Raw genomic sequence first — 16,651 nt, 5'->3', positions numbered from 1 at the left:
ATATCTATGCGTTATATTTTATCAGTGCTTTCAGTACTCCTATTAGCGTTAATTAACCCACTGATTGGACATGCATCTTCAAAACCAAATGTTTCTGCTAATAATGCTATTTTAATGGAACAGTCCTCTGGAAGGGTGCTTTTTGAAAAAAAAGCAAACGAAAAACAATCCATTGCGAGTATAACCAAAGTGATGACAGCTATTATTGCAATTGAGTCCAGGAAAATGGATGAAAAGGCAACCACGAGTAGACGAGCAATCTATACAGAAGGTTCATCTATATACCTAGAGCAAGGAGAGAAAATGACCGTTGAGGATCTTGTCTACGGATTGATGCTTAGATCTGGAAATGATGCTGCCGTTGCTATTAGTGAACACATAGGAGGTAGTGTGGAAGGATTTGTTTATTTAATGAATGAAAAAGCAAAATGGATAGGCATGAACAATACTCATTTTGATAATCCACATGGGTTAGAATCAGACAATCATTATTCAACTGCTTATGACATGGCTTTATTAATGCGTTATGCAATGGAGAACGACTATTTTAAAGAAATAACCGGCACTACTACCTATCAGGCAAAAACGAGGTCATACGCATGGCAAAATAAAAATAAATTACTGACACAATATTATGATTATTGTACCGGGGGAAAAACTGGATTTACTAAAAAGGCAGGAAGAACATTGTTAACCTCTGCGAATAAAAATAAAATGAATCTCATTGCAGTCACACTTAATGCACCAGATGACTGGAGGGATCATATGGAAATGTATGAATGGGGCTTTGATAATTTTGATTTAACATCCATTAAAGAAAAAGGAAAGACACAGATAAGTGGAGAAAATAAAAACGTTACAGGTTTTTTACACGACAATGTACAGGTTCCACTTGCTAAAGGGGAAATAGAAAATATTAAAAGTAGATCAGTACTACTCCAAGAAGATGCAGATAAAATAGGAGAAACTACTTTTATTCTTGATTCAAAGCCAATTGTGACCGTACCCGTTTTTTCTGAAAGAAATCCTGAATCTGACAATTTCCTTAAAGATGTCTTTTATGTATTTAAACAAATAAGTAGGTGGAGGTAGGATGGTTAACATAATTTGGTCTTTGATGGCTGTTATAGGGATTGTTTACGCAATGGTAAATGGAACGATGGAACAAGTAAATAAAACACTGTTTGAAAGTGCTGACGAAGCCGTAACATTGTCTATCGGTTTGATCAGTATTCTTGTATTTTGGCTCGGTATAATGAAAATTGCAGAGAAGGCAGGAATATTATCAATGCTTGCAAAGATATTTAGACCATTAATTATCAAGTTATTTCCGGAGATACCTGCAGATCACCCTGCAATTGGATACATTCTCTCGAATATAACTGCAAATCTATTCGGTTTAGGAAATGCTGCAACGCCAATGGGCATAAAAGCAATGGAACAAATGAAAAAACTAAGTGGATCCGATAAAGCTTCTAGATCTATGATCACTTTTTTAGCATTAAACACATCGGGGTTAACCATAATACCGACTACAGTTATAGCAATTAGAATGCAATATAATTCTGCATCTCCAACTGAAATTGTTGGGACAACGATAATAACAACTTTCATTTCTACAATAAGTGCGATTATGATTGATCGATTTCTTTACTATAGAAGTGTATGGAGGAAGTAAAGCATGGGAATAATTACAAGTGTAAGTACATGGTTAATACCATGTTTTATCTTATTCGTTCTCATTGTGGCTACGTGGAAACGGCTTCCCACGTATGAATTATTCGTAGAGGGAGGAAAGGAAGGTGTAAAAATGGCCTTTTCTTTACTCCCCTTTTTAGTAGGAATGATCGTTGCTATATCGATTTTAAGAAGTTCAGGTGCTTTAGAAGCATTTATTAACCTTATCTCACCTATCCTTTTATTTGTTGGAATACCACCAGAGATTATCCCACTCGCAATCGTAAGGCCAATATCAGGTACCGCAGCTTTAGGCATGACTACTGAAATAATAGACAATCATGGACCTGACTCATTTATTGGTAAATTAGCATCCACAATGCAAGGTAGTACAGACACCACACTATATATTTTGACCATATACTTTGGCGCTGTTGGGATTAAAAAGATGGGATATGCTTTAAAAGTTGGACTTCTGGCAGATTTAATTGGTATACTTGCGTCGATCGTAATTGTTACAATTATTTTCGGATAAAGCTTTTTAGTAGCGTTAACTTACGTTTAACGCTATTCTTATGTTACAAATTATAAAAAGCATGGTGATATAAATGAAGGGACCAGAAGAAAGACTACAAAAAGTAATCGCACAAAGCGGTGTTACTTCAAGAAGAAAAGCAGAGCAGCTTATAGTAGATGGCAAAGTCAAAGTGAACGGCAAAGTAGTGACAAAGTTAGGAACTAAGGTTTCCGTTAACGATAAAGTTGAAGTAAATGGGTGTCCTCTGGAAAAAGAAGCGCCATCTTATTATTTGTTATACAAACCTAGAGGGGTTATAACAAGCCTACACGATGACAAAGGCCGAAAAATAGTTACAGATTTTTTAATGGATATTCCCGAACGAATTTTCCCAATTGGACGACTTGATTATGATACATCCGGCATATTATTATTAACGAACGATGGAGATTTTGCCAATCTGTTAATGCATCCAAAATATGAAATAGACAAAGTGTATATAGCTAAAATAAAGGGAATGCCTAGTAAGGCGGAACTATCGAAACTTAAACAAGGGATTAAAGCCGATGGCGACCTTTTAAAAGCCGTCGATTATAAAATTATGTCGCAGGATAAGAAAAATAAAACATGCATTTTGGAAATCACTTTACATGAGGGCAAAAATAGACATATCCGGCGTATGATGGAACAGCTTGGGTATCCTGTAACGAAGTTAAAGCGTGAAAAGTATGGGACGCTTACCTTACGTGGTCTGCAACCTGGTGACTATCGAATGTTGACACCTCATGAAATAAAACAAATGCGATTAGTTGCACATAAAATTGTTAAACATTAGACAAATTTTATTGCTTGTCAAAATGTTATACTAGTTTGGGAGTGATATCCATATGAGTCTAGAACAGAGAAAGGCAAATAAAAAGAATAAAAAAAGAAGACGTTTAGTTTTTAGATCGATTATTCTATTATTATTATTATCTGCAGTTGTATTTGCTTTAGTTTCTAATTTTAATAAAGACAAAACAAGCTATGAAGCAGGAGATAAAGCTCCAGACTTTAAATTACAACAAGTTAATAAAAATAATGAACTAGAATCAATTCAACTCAGTGATTTAGAAGGAAAAGGAGTAATGCTTAATTTTTGGGCAACATACTGTAAACCTTGTGAAGCGGAAATGCCGTTCATGGAAAAATTGTATCCTGAATATAAAGACAAAGGGATAGAAATTGTAGCAGTAAGTCTAGATGCAAATGAATTAGTGATTAATCGTTTTATTGACAAGTATGATCTTACTTTTCCGACTCCACACGATGCAAATAGTGAGGTAATGGATTTATATGATGTCGGTCCAATTCCAAGCACTTTTTTTATAAATCCAGACGGAGAAATTGAAGAAGTTGTGAACGGGGCTTTAACGTTAGATAAGTTAGAAGATCATTTTCAGGAAATTTTGCCCAAGAAGTAATCGGAATATCAACAGTGAGGGATTTGAATGAAGAAAATAAAATGCGAGTGCGGACATATCAATCCTGAGGGTACAGTTCTTTGCGAGGCATGCGGGAAGCCAATCGAAGAAAACCAGCATATCGAAGGTAATGACAAACGAAAGTTATTGAACATGCGATATGACGGAACCGCCAGACGTTCGCTAACCTATAACAGATCAATAGTTGATAAAATTTGGAGTTTTTTCTCTTCAGTAAAAGTGGGAATATGGCTGATTGTGATAACTTTAATTGCTTCTGCTATAGGAACAATTTTTCCACAAGAAATGTACATACCTGCAGAAGCTCCATCACGTGATCCCGCTATTTTTTATGAAGCTGAATACGGAATTTTCGGTAAAATATACTATCAGTTAGGCTTTCATAACCTATTTAGCTCATGGTGGTACATGATTTTAATCGCTTTAATTGGGATATCACTAGTAATTTGCAGTCTTGATCGTTTTGTCCCATTATACAAAGCATTAAAAAAGCAAAAAGCGAAACGTCATGAAACATTTCTTAGCAGACAACGTCTATTTAGTGAAACAAAGCAAGTTTCTGAAGAAGAGAAGCAAAAAGTTGTCGAAGCACTAAAAAAGCAACGGTATAATATTCAAAATGAAAACGGCCATATATTGGCTGAAAAAGGGAGGTTCTCTCGGTGGGGACCTTATGTTAACCATATCGGATTAATCATCATCTTACTAGCTGCTTTACTACGTTTCACTCCTTTCTTATATTTGGATGAGTATGTATGGGTACGAGAAGGCGAAGAGAAGGTAATTCCTGGAACAGACGGAGAGTTTTACATTAAAAATAAAGCATTCACCCTGGATACGTATGATATAGATGACGTTGAAAACGAACGCTTTAAAGAGGCCATCAAAAAAGAAGGCGAACCAATAGCAGAAAATTATGAATCAGACGTTGTTATCTATCAGGCTGAAAAATCAGCTGTTACAGGGGCAGAACCAGAACTTAAAAAAATTATTGAAGATAATATCACGGTGAATAATCCGTTAAAATTTTCAGGTTTCACATTATACCAAGCTGGATATCAATTAAATGAATTTAAAACGATGTCATTTAACGTACATGAAAAAAACGATCCAGAGGAAAAAGCACTCGGCACATTTACAATCGATTTAATGTCACCCGAGCGTGAATATAAGCTAGATAATGGTTTCCGTGTAAAAGTTGAAAATTACTATCCAGATTATTATTTGGATAATGGTGAACCTCGATCAGAATCCAAATATCCAAGAAATCCAGCATTTGTGCTATGGGTTTATCCTCCAGGAAGCGAAGAACGTGAATTAAGCTTTATTGGTATCGGGAAAAACATTGAATCCCAAGGGGAAAACAAGTATAAGATTGGTATTGAAGATTTCGAGATGCGAGATGTCAGTGGCTTAACGGTGCGTCGAGATTATACTCTGCCTTTATTCATCGTCGGAGCAGCAATTTTTATGATTGGTGTTATCCAAGGGATGTATTGGTACCATCGCAGAATTTGGATACATCCAAAAGGAGATGGTCTTCTTTTAGCCGCACATACAAATAAAAATTGGTTTGGCATTAAAAAAGATATAGAAAAAGTTATTTCTGATACTGAAATTAATATGGTTGTTGATCAGCAAGAATTAGAAGATTGATGAAGAAGGAGGATTCATATGGATTGGATTAGTATAAGTAGTTTTATGTTATACACTGCCTTTATTATCTATTTAATTGCTACTTTTTTCTTTGGCGCTACAATTAAGGATAAAAATAAAGAGCATAAAAAAGGAATAGCTGGCACAATAGGTATAACTTTAACCATCATTGGGTTTCTGGCGCAAATGGGTTATTTTATTGCACGCTGGATCGCTAGTGGACATGCGCCTGTCAGTAACCAATTCGAGTTTGTAACATCGTTTGGAATGACAATGGTGTTAGCGTTTATCATCATTTATTTCATCTACAGATTGTCGATTTTAGGATTATTCGCACTGCCTGTAGCAATGTTACTCATTGCCTATGCCAGTATGTTTCCAACAGACATCGCACCGTTGGTACCGTCCCTGCAAAGTCACTGGTTATATATTCACGTGACAACTGTTGCATTAGGGATAGGTATTTTAGGAATAAGTTTTGTAGCTGGGTTAATTTATTTAATTAGAGAAGTTGACCAATCTGTACGAAATGCAAATTCAATTTGGCTTGAAATTGTCATATACACACTATTTTTATTTATTGGTTACATTGTTATTACTACTGCATTCAGTATCACGGATTATCATGCCGAATTTGAGTATCCATCCGATAATAATGTGTTAACAGTAGAATATCGTTTACCAGCAATCACTGGACCAAATGAAGGAAATTTACTATCTGAAGGGGCAATGCAACCTTGGTTCGAATCCCCGTCTTGGGTCGATGCAAAAAAACTCAACACGGTTATTTGGTCGTTTTTCTCGGGTTCAATCATTTATGGTTTAATAAGATTAATCTTTAGAAAGAGATTCGGTGCAGTTGTTCAACCATTTCTTAAAAAGGCAAAACCCGATTTATTGGATGAAATATCATATCGTGCTGTAGCTATTGGATTTCCAGTATTCACATTAGGCGGACTAATCTTTGCTGCGATATGGGCTCAAATAGCTTGGGATAGATTCTGGGGTTGGGACCCTAAGGAAGTTTGGGCACTTGTTACATGGTTCTTCTATGCAGCATTTTTACATTTAAGATTGTCACGCGGATGGCACGGGAAAAAATCAGCTTGGCTAACGGTTGGAGGCTTCGCGATTATTATGTTTAACATTATCGCTGTTAATTTAATTTTAGCTGGGTTACATTCTTACGCATAAAAATAGTCAGCTAGAAAACACGGTATCTATTAGACGGCATGGATACCGTGTTTTTCCTTATACATTTTTGTGAAATTCATATATACTTTAATGTAGAGTTCAATCGAGGGAGGCCTTGACATGGAAGCAAATGCAAAAGTTTTGGTTGTGGATGACGAAGAAAGAATCCGAAGATTAGTACGTATGTATTTGGAACGGGACGATTATATAATCGAAGAGGCAGAAAATGGGCAAGAAGCACTTAACTTAGCTTTAAACAATCACTATGATGTTATATTACTCGATATAATGATGCCTGAAATAGATGGGATTGAGGTTTGCCAAGAGTTAAGAAAGGAAAAAACAACACCTGTGATTATGCTGACTGCAAAAGGGGAAGAATCAAATCGTGTTCAGGGGTTTGAAGTGGGCGCTGACGACTATATTGTTAAACCTTTTAGTCCAAGAGAAGTCGTTTTACGAGTGAAAGCTCTACTGCGTAGAACTGGATCAGCAAATTTTAATGAGACAGAAACCTCAACGAAAAATGTTATTGTTTTTCCCCATTTAACGATAGATTATGATGCATACCGTGTTACAGCAGATGATATGGAAGTTAATTTAACACCGAAGGAATATGAATTACTTTGCTTTTTAGCACAATCCCCTGACAAAGTATTTAAACGTGAGGAGTTACTAAAGGAAGTTTGGGAATACGAATTTTTCGGTGACCTGAGAACAGTAGATACACACGTTAAAAGGCTGCGTGAGAAGTTAAGTAAAGTTTCTAAAGAGGCATCAAAAATGATCGTTACTGTTTGGGGCGTTGGATATAAATTTGAGGTAGATGATGTATAATGTTTTGGCGTAGTGTAGTTGGAAAACTAGCAATAACGATTTTATTGCTAGTTTGTTTTGTATTATTTATATTAACTATTTTACTGCAAGAGTTTTTTGAAAACTTTCATATTCAAGAGGCAGAAAAAGAAATGCTGGAAACGGCAGTCAAAACTTCTAAAATTGTAGAAGAACATGAGGATAAAGCGTTAATAGAACAAATGACCGGATTCATTAAAGATCCCGCAAGTAGAGTTGTAATTGTTTATGATGATGACAATATTTGGACATCAGGCAGTGAGGATGATGAGCTTACAAAATTAGATGATGATTGGATTTTAAATGACGATGAACTGAGCAGTGTTTTAAAAACCAATAAAAAAATACAAAAACAAATTATGATGCCAGACAATAAAACAGAAGCACTGCTGGTAGGAGCACCTATTCAAAACAAGGGGAAAGCTATTTTTGTATACCAATCACTGGCCTTAGTTAATCAAACAAAATCTGATACAACGAAAATTATTTATTTAGGAGCAGGTATTGCTGTTATTTTGACGATTATTTTTGCTTTTTTCTTGTCGACCCGAATAACGTCCCCGCTCATCAAAATGAGAGAAGCTGCATTTGATTTAACCAGAGGTGAATTTAATACAAAAGTACCTATCTTAACTCATGATGAAATTGGCGAATTAGCCATGGTATTTAATCGAATGGGTAGACAGTTAAAATTTCATATTAATGCACTAAGACAAGAAAAAGAACAATTGTCAAGCATCGTTAGGTCTATGGCAGATGGTGTAATTACATTAAATAGAAACGGTGAAATGATTGTAACCAATCCACCGGCTAAAAGATTTATGGATGATTGGAATTTTGAAAATAATATACAAGATGAAGGTAATAAAAAACAACTGCCAAACGAATTAGATAAAATCTTACAAAAGGTTATTCAAGGGGAAAGAGAAGTCTTGCAAGAAATAAATATACAGGGGCGCAACTGGGTGATGATAATGACACCTTTATATGATCAATCTTATGTGCGTGGCGCTGTTGCAGTCATACGCGATATGACAGAGGAAAGACGTCTTGACAAATTACGTAAAGACTTTATAGCTAACGTATCCCATGAATTACGAACGCCTATTTCTTTAATGCAGGGATATAGTGAAGCGATAGTCGATAATATTGCAGAAAGTAGAGAAGAAAAGAATGAGTTAGCTAAAATTATTCACGAAGAGTCATTAAGAATGGGACGACTCGTGAATGAATTATTGGATATTGCTCGAATGGAAGCAGGACATATTCAATTAAGCATCGAACCTGTTGAAATTGAGCGCTTTGTCAGCAAAATTTTAAAAAAGTTCAATGGCATTGCAAGTGACAATGAAGTTGACATAGAACTGACAAAAAAGATTGATGAACCCATTGCATTTATTGATCAAGATAGAATAGAGCAAGTTTTTACCAATTTAATTGATAATGCGATAAGACATTCAGATGAACATGGCGTTGTTCATGTATCTATTGAAAATAATTCGGAAAAATTAGCAGTTTCAATAAAGGACGAGGGCAGTGGAATTCCAGAAGAAGATATTCCATTTGTATTTGAACGGTTTTATAAGGCGGATAAATCCCGTGAACGGAACGCGAAGAAAAAAGGAACAGGTCTTGGGCTTGCGATAGCCAAAAACATCATTGATACACATCATGGATTCATTTCTGTTAAAAGTAAATTAGAGAAAGGGACTACTTTTCATTTTGAAATACCTAAAAATAGTGAACACGATTATCCAGTGTAATCAAATTTTATAAGATTTATGCATACTAAAATACCAACGTTTCTTTATAGTTGGTATTTTGTATCAGATTATTTACATGATGTGCTATAAAAGTAGGTGATTGATTGTTATTTTCTGGGATTGTTCTAAAATGCTGTTTACATATAAACGATGAACGTTCAACCGCTGCAATATTTCATTTGTTAAAGGGGAAAAGATCCATACAGACAGTCCAAGACACACACATTTATCATCTTGATCATTTGTATGGTATCCATCAACAGTTAACGAAACAGACCTTCGACAGGAAAATTAAGGAACTGCATCATCAAGATTTATTAATCCCCAAATCGAGTACAAAAAACATATACAAACCAACTGATAAAGCAAAAAAATGGATTGAAAATAATAAAGGAAATCTGCCTATGAATCGCTTTCAAGGACTAAAATATTATGAATCAGGCAAGATTTTTTATCAACGTTTATTATTACTTATCCAAACCCTAACAAACAGTAAAATGCACCACCTCCACTTTATCCCAGTTATCGATAACAGATCAGTTGAAAACTGGGTTAGAGAAGCATACAAACAAATCAAGCCAAATGAAAATAAGGTGCTTTCTAAATTACACGAAGAATTACACTCTTTACTAGTCCATTTTTCAGATAAGGAAGCATCTTTATTTGTTAATAAATTGACCGGATTTAAAACATACGGAATGAGTATTCAGCAATTAGCCATGATGTATAAAATGGATGCAATTGATATTCAGCTGCTACTTACTAGTATGATACATTATATATTAAACGTCATTACAAAAGAGCATGCACGTTATCCATGGATGGCTTTTATTGCAAATCATATAAAAGATAATCATTTCATGACTAAATCTGCTCAAAAAACCTATCATCTTCTTAACAAGGAAAAGTTTTCAATAGAACAGATCGCCAAACGAAGACGTCTGAAAGAAAATACCATTTGTGACCATATTGTTGAAATTGCTTTAAATGATAATCATTTTCCTATTGAATATTATGTGGAGAAAAACACGTTCGAAGAAATTTTAAATGCAATAAAACAAACAAATTCATTGAAGTTAAAACATATCAAAGAAAAAGTAAATGATGATATTAGTTATTTTCAAATCCGTCTTACGTTAGCGCAAATTAAAACACGCTTAAATAGGTGAAACCAATGAAACAACAAAATTTTTTAAAAGCAAATCTAAAAAAGCATTTTAATTATTCCTATTTTAGAACAGGTCAGAAAGAAATCATTCTTGATATTATGAAAGGGAAAGATGTCCTCGGAGTGCTGCCAACTGGTTCTGGGAAATCATTATGCTATCAGCTGCCTGCAAAACTACTTAATGGTACAACAATTGTTGTATCGCCCTTAATATCACTAATGATTGATCAAGTAAAACAATTAAAAGCAATGCAATTTAAAGAAGTTGTAGCTCTTAACAGTTTTATGGAGTATGAAGAAAGAGAACAAGTATTTAACAAATTAAATAGCTATAAATTAATTTACGTTTCTCCTGAACTTCTTCAGAACAATGAATTATTAACTCGTCTAAGTCAAATCGAAGTCAGCCTGTTTGTAATTGATGAAGCACATTGTATTTCTCAATGGGGGCATGAATTCAGACCGAACTATCTAAAACTTCATTCCATTGCTAATGCATTAAACGAACCACCAATATTAGCATTAAGTGCTACAGCAACAGAAAACGTGCAATCAGACATCATTGGGGCATTAAACCGGCCAAATATGATTAAACATATTTATCCGATGGACCGAGAAAATATTACTTTTTGTGTACGAGAAGTTTCAAATGAAAAGGACAAGCAAAAACGAATTATCCATTTTCTGTCTAATCACCGAGTTCCTACACTGATTTATTTTTCAAGCAGACAATCTACGGAAATTGTAGCAAAGGAAATTGCCAGAAAACTTCCACAGCTAAGAATAGCATTTTATCATGGAGGTATGGATCAAAGTGAACGCATTTCCATACAGCAGCAATTTATGAATGATCAACTAGATTTAATTTGCTGCACAAACGCTTTTGGCATGGGAATAAATAAAAAAAATATTCGATTGGTTATTCATTACCACTTTCCTTCACAAATTGAGTCATATATACAAGAAATAGGAAGGGCTGGCAGGGATGGTAATGCTAGTCTCAGTCTATTGCTCTTCTCTAAAAAAGATTATTATATACCAGCTAATTTAATTCAAAAAGAACTCCCCACTGAAGCGGAACTGAGGGAAGTGTTCACACAATTAGCTGAAATATATAAAGACGGATACCAGTACCCAATAACGGAACAACACCTTGAACATGTCTTACAAATAAATGAAATTCAAACCCGTTTTTTGTATTTTCAATTTGAAAAGCATGGTATGATTAAAAATAATACGATTATATATGAAAAAGGACATTGGATTCAGGCTTATCACAAAATCAATCAACTTAGAATTAAACGTCTTTCATTTAAAGAAAAAAAGATAAGTGAAATGATTCAATGGATGCAAAAAGACGATTGTCTCCGTAAACATTTATATAAAAGTTTTCAAGATACATATACAGAGCCTGCATTTGCGTGTTGCAGTAACTGTGGGTTTAAGCTTTCAGAGTGGAAGCCGGAACAAACCATCGTTTCGAAAAAACCACCGGCATCATGGGAAGAAAAATTAAAAGAACTATTTTTAATTGGAGTAGATAATGAAACAGACTGAATTAATTAAACAACTAACGGATGATGAATTAAAAAAACAGTTAATTTTATCACAGCTGTTCCTTATTGTACTTAGTCTTATTTTAAGTTTTTTTCTTTTTTCTACTCTCGTCGACTGGGTACAATATTTCCGGTGGCTTCCAAAGGAGATATTACAATTTGGTGTTTTTCCAGGAATCGCTATCGTTTTTATTGATCTTATTTTGATGTACATTTTTCCAAAACGCTATTATGATGATGGGGGAATTAACGAGCGAATATTTAAAAACCTTTCTATTAAAGAAATTTTTTTAATTACATTACTCATTGCGATTTCAGAAGAACTATTATTTAGGGGCGTAATCCAAACAACATTTGGATATCTTTTTGCAAGCATTCTGTTTGCACTTGTCCACCTCCGCTATTTAAAGAAACCCGTTCTGCTTATTTCAGTCCTTGTCATCAGCTTTTTAATCGGATATATATTTATGCTTACTGAAAATTTGTTTGTTACAATTACCACTCATTTCATTGTTGATTTTCTTCTAGGAATCATAATTCGGATGCAAAAGCGAGGTGCTATGAATGAATAGTCAGTCTACTGAAAAAGATGGAGATCAGGAAACAGATTTAAAAAAACTTGTAAATGAAATTCAGCATGAGGAAAAACAGGATGAACACGAACAACCCCTTCCGGAGATAAATGAACCTGAGGAATTCAAAAAAATAGATGTGCTAAATTTACCACCTAGAAAAGAAGTACATAACCAAACTCAATGGACACATGTGAAACTAAGAAAACCATTCGGACGCCTGATAGCAGTTATTATACTTCTGTTAATTATAACACTAAGTGCATATTTTTTATGGAGAGAAGATGTTTTAATAACGATATTTTGATTTAATAAAAACTAGCCTAGGATGATTTACAGCACATAGAGACTAAATAAATCCTATAAAAATACAAGCTAATGAAAAATCATCTCATGTAATTTGCATGAGATGACAAACTGATACCCGAATTGCTTGCTTTGGATACGCTTTTGCTTCTTAAAGATTCATCATCAACTAGGCTTTAATTTTCCTTTTTATTTTTTATGGCTTTTTATGCACATCATGATACAATGGGTTATTAAACCTCTGGATAATTAAAAATACCGCTGTTCCTAAAATCTTGGATAATCCTTTCAAAGTGCATGGCTATGGTATTTATGAGAGGATTTTGCTAATAAAACTGTAATCTCAATTTAAATAATGAGGAAAAAGCTGTTTATTGAGTTCAACAATTATATGGAAAGCATATAGTATACTATTGAGACCTATTTATTTCGTTAATATTAAGTATCTTGAAAATGGATATAAAAAGGGGGATGCTACATGCGAATTGAGCGAGTATCGGAAAGTCAATTTACAATCTTTTTAACTTTTGATGATTTAGTTGAACGTGGCTTTACGAAAGAAGATTTATGGCATGACGCATCAAGTGTCCAAAATTTGTTTAGTGATATGATGTACGAGGCGAGTTTTGAATTGGATTTTGAATTAGAAGGCATGTTGCTTGTACAAGTTCACTTGATGCAAGCGCAAGGAATGCATGTGATTGTTACACAAAAGTATGAAAATATAGATTGGGATGAGGATTTTATTGAAATGAAAGTGACTTTAGATGAAAGTAAAGAGCTAATCTTTTCTTTTGAGGAGTTTGAAGATATCATCCAAGTTTCATCATATTTATCTGCCTTATCGATCAAAGGTGGCCAAGTATACTTTATGAATAAACGTTATTACATGCTGTTACACGATGATAACTTACAAGATGTAAATAAAGAAAATATAATTGCGGTTTTGTCTGAGTTTGCATCCCCAAGCATTGTTACTTCCTATCGATTAAAAGAATACGCAAAAATAATATTCTCATCCAATGCTGTCAAAGAAATAATGAATACTTTTTACTGAGATGGGATATACGAAAAAATGATAGTACCTTATTTCATAACGTGCTATGATAAAATATGAAAGTTGAAGTTTATATTGAATTAGCCAGTTAGGAGTGTACATTTTGAAAATAGCTGTACTTTACGGGGGAATTTCCGGAGAAAGAGAAGTTTCTTTATCATCAGGAAAAGGAATTATAGAAGCACTAAAAAAAAAATAAACATGAAGTTATCGGGATCGATTTCCATCCTGATAAGATGCATGAACTTATTGATCTAGACGTGGATTTAGTATTTATTGGGCTTCACGGAAAATTTGGTGAAGATGGCCGTATACAAGGGTTATTAGATATGCTAAATATTCCTTACGTTGGCTCAGGTGTTCTGGCTTCAGCTCTAGCAATGGATAAAGCAAAAGCTAAGCAAATATTCGATATGCACCAAATACCAACTGCAAAAAGCAGTGTTTTTAGTATAACAGAAAATACAGATAAAGAAGAATTAGCCAAAACAATAAATGCCACATTTACAACACCTTTTGTTATAAAGCCAAATAGAGAAGGATCAACACTTGGATTAACTATTATAGAAGATGAAGAGCAAGTAAAGAATGCAATTGATAATGCAGCGGCTAGTGACAAATCTATACTCGTTGAAGAATTTATTAAAGGAAAAGAATTAACTGTACCTGTTTTAGGGTACACAGATAAAGAAAAAGCATTACCTGTTATAGAGATTATTCCTAAAAATGATCTCTATGACTACGAGTCGAAATATTCACCGGGTGGGAGTGAACATATTATTCCGGCACAAATTGATAAAAAAACTACAGAGAAAATACAAAATTATGCAATATTAGCTCATCAAGTATTAGGCTGTAAGACATACTCTAGAGTGGATTTTATACTTACAGAAAATAATGTGCCAATTATACTTGAGGTAAATACCTTGCCCGGGATGACTCCAACCAGTTTATTTCCCGACGCAGCAAAAGCTAACGGAATGAGCTACGAAGCGATGATTGATACCTTTGTTAAACTATCAGTTGTAGAGGATCAATAAAAGACATGATCGTCCATTTATAAGGAAAAGGAAATTTCTTAAAATAATGAGTTTTGATAATTAAATAAAATAGCTTTATTTAATTGCATATTTATTATGAAGGTGTATACTAAACTCTGAGTATAGCGATTATAAAATTTTCAATAGAATTTCTAGGAGGTAAATACATGGTAGCCGATAGACCAACCGATTCTACCAGACAGGAAAATAATAATACAGATGTATTGGATTCTACGCGCACTGTTATAAAAACAGCATTAGAGAAGCTTGGTTACCCTGATGAGGTTTATGAATTATTTAAAGATCCAATACGAATGATTACAGTAAGAATTCCAGTAAGAATGGACGATGGATCAATCAAAGTCTTTACAGGATATCGCGCACAACATAATGATGCAGTAGGTCCTACCAAAGGTGGCGTTCGGTTTCATCCAAACGTAACTGAAAGAGAAGTAAAAGCATTGTCGATCTGGATGACTTTAAAAGCAGGTATTGTAAACCTACCGTATGGCGGAGGTAAAGGTGGTATTATCTGTGATCCCCGAGAAATGTCATTTCGTGAATTAGAAGGGCTTAGCCGAGGTTATGTTCGAGCAATTAGTCAAGTTGTTGGTCCAACCAAGGATATTCCAGCTCCAGATGTAATGACAAACTCACAAATTATGGCATGGATGATGGATGAATATAGTCGGATTGATGAATTCAATAATCCTGGATTTATTACTGGTAAACCAATTGTACTTGGAGGATCACACGGAAGAGAAACTGCTACTGCCAAAGGTGTTACTATTTGTATTAAAGAGGCAACCAAAAAAAGAGGCTTCGACTTAAAAGGAGCTAAAGTTGTTGTGCAAGGCTTTGGTGCTGCTGGAAGCTTTCTATCTAAATTCTTGCACGATGCTGGTGCAAAAGTGGTAGGTATCTCTGATGCTTATGGAGCTTTACATGATCCGGATGGTCTTGATATAGATTATTTATTAGACAGAAGAGATAGTTTTGGAACGGTAACAAAATTATTTAATAATACGATAACCAATAAAGAGCTACTCGAGTTAGATTGTGATATTTTGGTACCTGCGGCAGTTGAAAACCAAATTACTGAAGAAAATGCTCAAAATATTAAAGCAAGCATTGTTGTTGAAGCTGCTAACGGACCTACAACAATGGAAGCTACACAAATTCTCACTGACAGAGGAATTTTATTAGTACCTGATGTGATCGCATCTGCTGGCGGAGTTACTGTTTCTTATTTTGAATGGGTTCAAAATAATCAGGGCTATTATTGGTCGGAAGAAGAAATTGATGAGAAATTGCATGACACAATGATAAAATCATTTAACACGATTTATAATACCGCTCAAACCAGAAAAATTGATATGCGTTTAGCAGCATATATGATTGGTGTGCGGAAAACAGCAGAAGCTTCACGTTTCCGTGGTTGGGTATAAAAATATTCATTTCATATGACGAAAAAACTCTTATCATATATAGTAAGATAAGAGTTTTTATTTTATCTGAAAAAATAAAGGAAGTGCGAACAAAATGAATCAGGAGCAAGCCATTATAGTTGGTGGGGGACCTTGCGGAATGTCATGTGCAATTGCCTTACAAGAGCAAGGTGTAAACCCACTAATTATTGAAAAAGGCAACGTAGTAAATACTATTTATCGATTTCCAACACACCAGACGTTTTTTAGCTCCAGCGAAAAACTTGAAATTGGAAATGTTCCTTTTATAACAGAAAGAAAAAAACCAGTTAGAAATCAAGCATTAGCATATTATCGATCAGTTGCGGAACGTAAAAAA

Annotated in this window: 16 protein-coding genes and 1 pseudogene; all 17 read left to right on the top strand. The window is 34.4% G+C overall.

Going from position 1 to position 16,651, the window contains the following annotated elements:
* On the top strand, window positions 1-1,092 hold a 1,092-nt coding region (locus GZ63_RS0114290), incomplete at its 5' end, for a D-alanyl-D-alanine carboxypeptidase family protein (RefSeq protein ID WP_318842391.1).
* A 1-nt stretch (window position 1,093) separates the two neighbouring features.
* A complete protein-coding gene (locus GZ63_RS0114285; protein WP_029270714.1) occupies window positions 1,094-1,678 on the top strand; it encodes a nucleoside recognition domain-containing protein in 585 nt (194 codons plus the stop codon).
* 3 nt (window positions 1,679-1,681) lie between these two features.
* A complete protein-coding gene (locus tag GZ63_RS0114280) occupies window positions 1,682-2,212 on the top strand; it encodes a spore maturation protein (RefSeq protein WP_029270712.1) in 531 nt (176 codons plus the stop codon).
* A 73-nt stretch (window positions 2,213-2,285) separates the two neighbouring features.
* Window positions 2,286-3,029: a pseudouridine synthase gene (locus GZ63_RS0114275; RefSeq protein WP_029270710.1), complete on the top strand. Its 744-nt coding sequence runs from the start codon at window positions 2,286-2,288 to the stop codon at window positions 3,027-3,029.
* A gap of 52 nt (window positions 3,030-3,081) precedes the next feature.
* Entirely contained in the window at window positions 3,082-3,657 is a 576-nt protein-coding gene (gene resA, locus GZ63_RS0114270) for a thiol-disulfide oxidoreductase ResA (RefSeq protein ID WP_029270708.1), read from the top strand.
* 27 nt (window positions 3,658-3,684) lie between these two features.
* On the top strand, window positions 3,685-5,334 hold the full coding sequence (resB, locus tag GZ63_RS0114265; protein ID WP_029270706.1) for a cytochrome c biogenesis protein ResB: 1,650 nt from the start codon (window positions 3,685-3,687) through the stop codon (window positions 5,332-5,334).
* Window positions 5,335-5,352: 18 nt separating this feature from the next.
* Window positions 5,353-6,528: a c-type cytochrome biogenesis protein CcsB gene (gene ccsB / locus GZ63_RS0114260; RefSeq protein ID WP_029270704.1), complete on the top strand. Its 1,176-nt coding sequence runs from the start codon at window positions 5,353-5,355 to the stop codon at window positions 6,526-6,528.
* A 120-nt stretch (window positions 6,529-6,648) separates the two neighbouring features.
* On the top strand, window positions 6,649-7,365 hold the full coding sequence (locus GZ63_RS0114255; protein ID WP_029270702.1) for a response regulator transcription factor: 717 nt from the start codon (window positions 6,649-6,651) through the stop codon (window positions 7,363-7,365).
* On the top strand, window positions 7,365-9,146 hold the full coding sequence (locus tag GZ63_RS0114250) for an ATP-binding protein (RefSeq protein ID WP_029270700.1): 1,782 nt from the start codon (window positions 7,365-7,367) through the stop codon (window positions 9,144-9,146). Before GZ63_RS0114255 ends, GZ63_RS0114250 begins: the two co-directional genes overlap by 1 nt.
* Window positions 9,147-9,250: 104 nt before the next feature.
* A complete protein-coding gene (locus tag GZ63_RS0114245; RefSeq protein ID WP_029270698.1) occupies window positions 9,251-10,315 on the top strand; it encodes a helix-turn-helix domain-containing protein in 1,065 nt (354 codons plus the stop codon).
* A gap of 5 nt (window positions 10,316-10,320) precedes the next feature.
* Window positions 10,321-11,871: a RecQ family ATP-dependent DNA helicase gene (locus GZ63_RS0114240; RefSeq protein WP_029270696.1), complete on the top strand. Its 1,551-nt coding sequence runs from the start codon at window positions 10,321-10,323 to the stop codon at window positions 11,869-11,871.
* Window positions 11,858-12,442 carry a CPBP family intramembrane glutamic endopeptidase gene (locus tag GZ63_RS0114235; RefSeq protein WP_029270694.1) on the top strand — a complete coding sequence of 195 codons (585 nt, stop codon included), beginning with the start codon at window positions 11,858-11,860 and terminating at the stop codon, window positions 12,440-12,442. Before GZ63_RS0114240 ends, GZ63_RS0114235 begins: the two co-directional genes overlap by 14 nt.
* Window positions 12,435-12,749: a hypothetical protein gene (locus GZ63_RS0114230; RefSeq protein WP_029270692.1), complete on the top strand. Its 315-nt coding sequence runs from the start codon at window positions 12,435-12,437 to the stop codon at window positions 12,747-12,749. The genes GZ63_RS0114235 and GZ63_RS0114230 overlap by 8 nt, the downstream gene beginning before the upstream one ends.
* Window positions 12,750-13,226: 477 nt before the next feature.
* Entirely contained in the window at window positions 13,227-13,805 is a 579-nt protein-coding gene (locus tag GZ63_RS0114225; protein ID WP_029270690.1) for a genetic competence negative regulator, read from the top strand.
* Window positions 13,806-13,908: 103 nt separating this feature from the next.
* Window positions 13,909-14,845, top strand: a pseudogene (locus GZ63_RS16885) (D-alanine--D-alanine ligase family protein).
* Between the two features lie 167 nt (window positions 14,846-15,012).
* The gene (locus GZ63_RS0114215; protein WP_029270688.1) at window positions 15,013-16,293 is read left to right on the top strand and encodes a Glu/Leu/Phe/Val family dehydrogenase; all 1,281 of its coding nucleotides are present in this window, start codon (window positions 15,013-15,015) and stop codon (window positions 16,291-16,293) included.
* Window positions 16,294-16,387: 94 nt separating this feature from the next.
* A partial coding sequence (locus tag GZ63_RS0114210; RefSeq protein ID WP_029270686.1) for an NAD(P)-binding domain-containing protein occupies window positions 16,388-16,651 on the top strand: 264 nt, incomplete at its 3' end.

It is taken from the genome of Virgibacillus alimentarius, assembly GCF_000709085.1.
GTDB lineage: Bacteria > Bacillota > Bacilli > Bacillales > Amphibacillaceae > Virgibacillus_B > Virgibacillus_B alimentarius.
This window is presented reverse-complemented; position numbering and strand designations above follow the sequence as displayed.

Excerpts from the sequence above, each read along its gene's own strand:
- resB (WP_029270706.1), top strand. The coding sequence starts at position 3,685 with ATGAAGAAAATAAAATGCGAGTGCGGACATATCAATCCTGAGGGTACA.
- GZ63_RS0114230 (WP_029270692.1), top strand. The coding sequence starts at position 12,435 with ATGAATAGTCAGTCTACTGAAAAAGATGGAGATCAGGAAACAGATTTA.
- GZ63_RS0114285 (WP_029270714.1), top strand. The coding sequence starts at position 1,094 with ATGGTTAACATAATTTGGTCTTTGATGGCTGTTATAGGGATTGTTTAC.
- GZ63_RS0114225 (WP_029270690.1), top strand. The coding sequence starts at position 13,227 with ATGCGAATTGAGCGAGTATCGGAAAGTCAATTTACAATCTTTTTAACT.
- GZ63_RS0114240 (WP_029270696.1), top strand. The coding sequence starts at position 10,321 with ATGAAACAACAAAATTTTTTAAAAGCAAATCTAAAAAAGCATTTTAAT.
- GZ63_RS0114275 (WP_029270710.1), top strand. The coding sequence starts at position 2,286 with ATGAAGGGACCAGAAGAAAGACTACAAAAAGTAATCGCACAAAGCGGT.
- GZ63_RS0114250 (WP_029270700.1), top strand. The coding sequence starts at position 7,365 with ATGTTTTGGCGTAGTGTAGTTGGAAAACTAGCAATAACGATTTTATTG.
- resA (WP_029270708.1), top strand. The coding sequence starts at position 3,082 with ATGAGTCTAGAACAGAGAAAGGCAAATAAAAAGAATAAAAAAAGAAGA.
- GZ63_RS0114280 (WP_029270712.1), top strand. The coding sequence starts at position 1,682 with ATGGGAATAATTACAAGTGTAAGTACATGGTTAATACCATGTTTTATC.
- GZ63_RS0114255 (WP_029270702.1), top strand. The coding sequence starts at position 6,649 with ATGGAAGCAAATGCAAAAGTTTTGGTTGTGGATGACGAAGAAAGAATC.
- ccsB (WP_029270704.1), top strand. The coding sequence starts at position 5,353 with ATGGATTGGATTAGTATAAGTAGTTTTATGTTATACACTGCCTTTATT.
- GZ63_RS0114215 (WP_029270688.1), top strand. The coding sequence starts at position 15,013 with ATGGTAGCCGATAGACCAACCGATTCTACCAGACAGGAAAATAATAAT.
- GZ63_RS0114235 (WP_029270694.1), top strand. The coding sequence starts at position 11,858 with ATGAAACAGACTGAATTAATTAAACAACTAACGGATGATGAATTAAAA.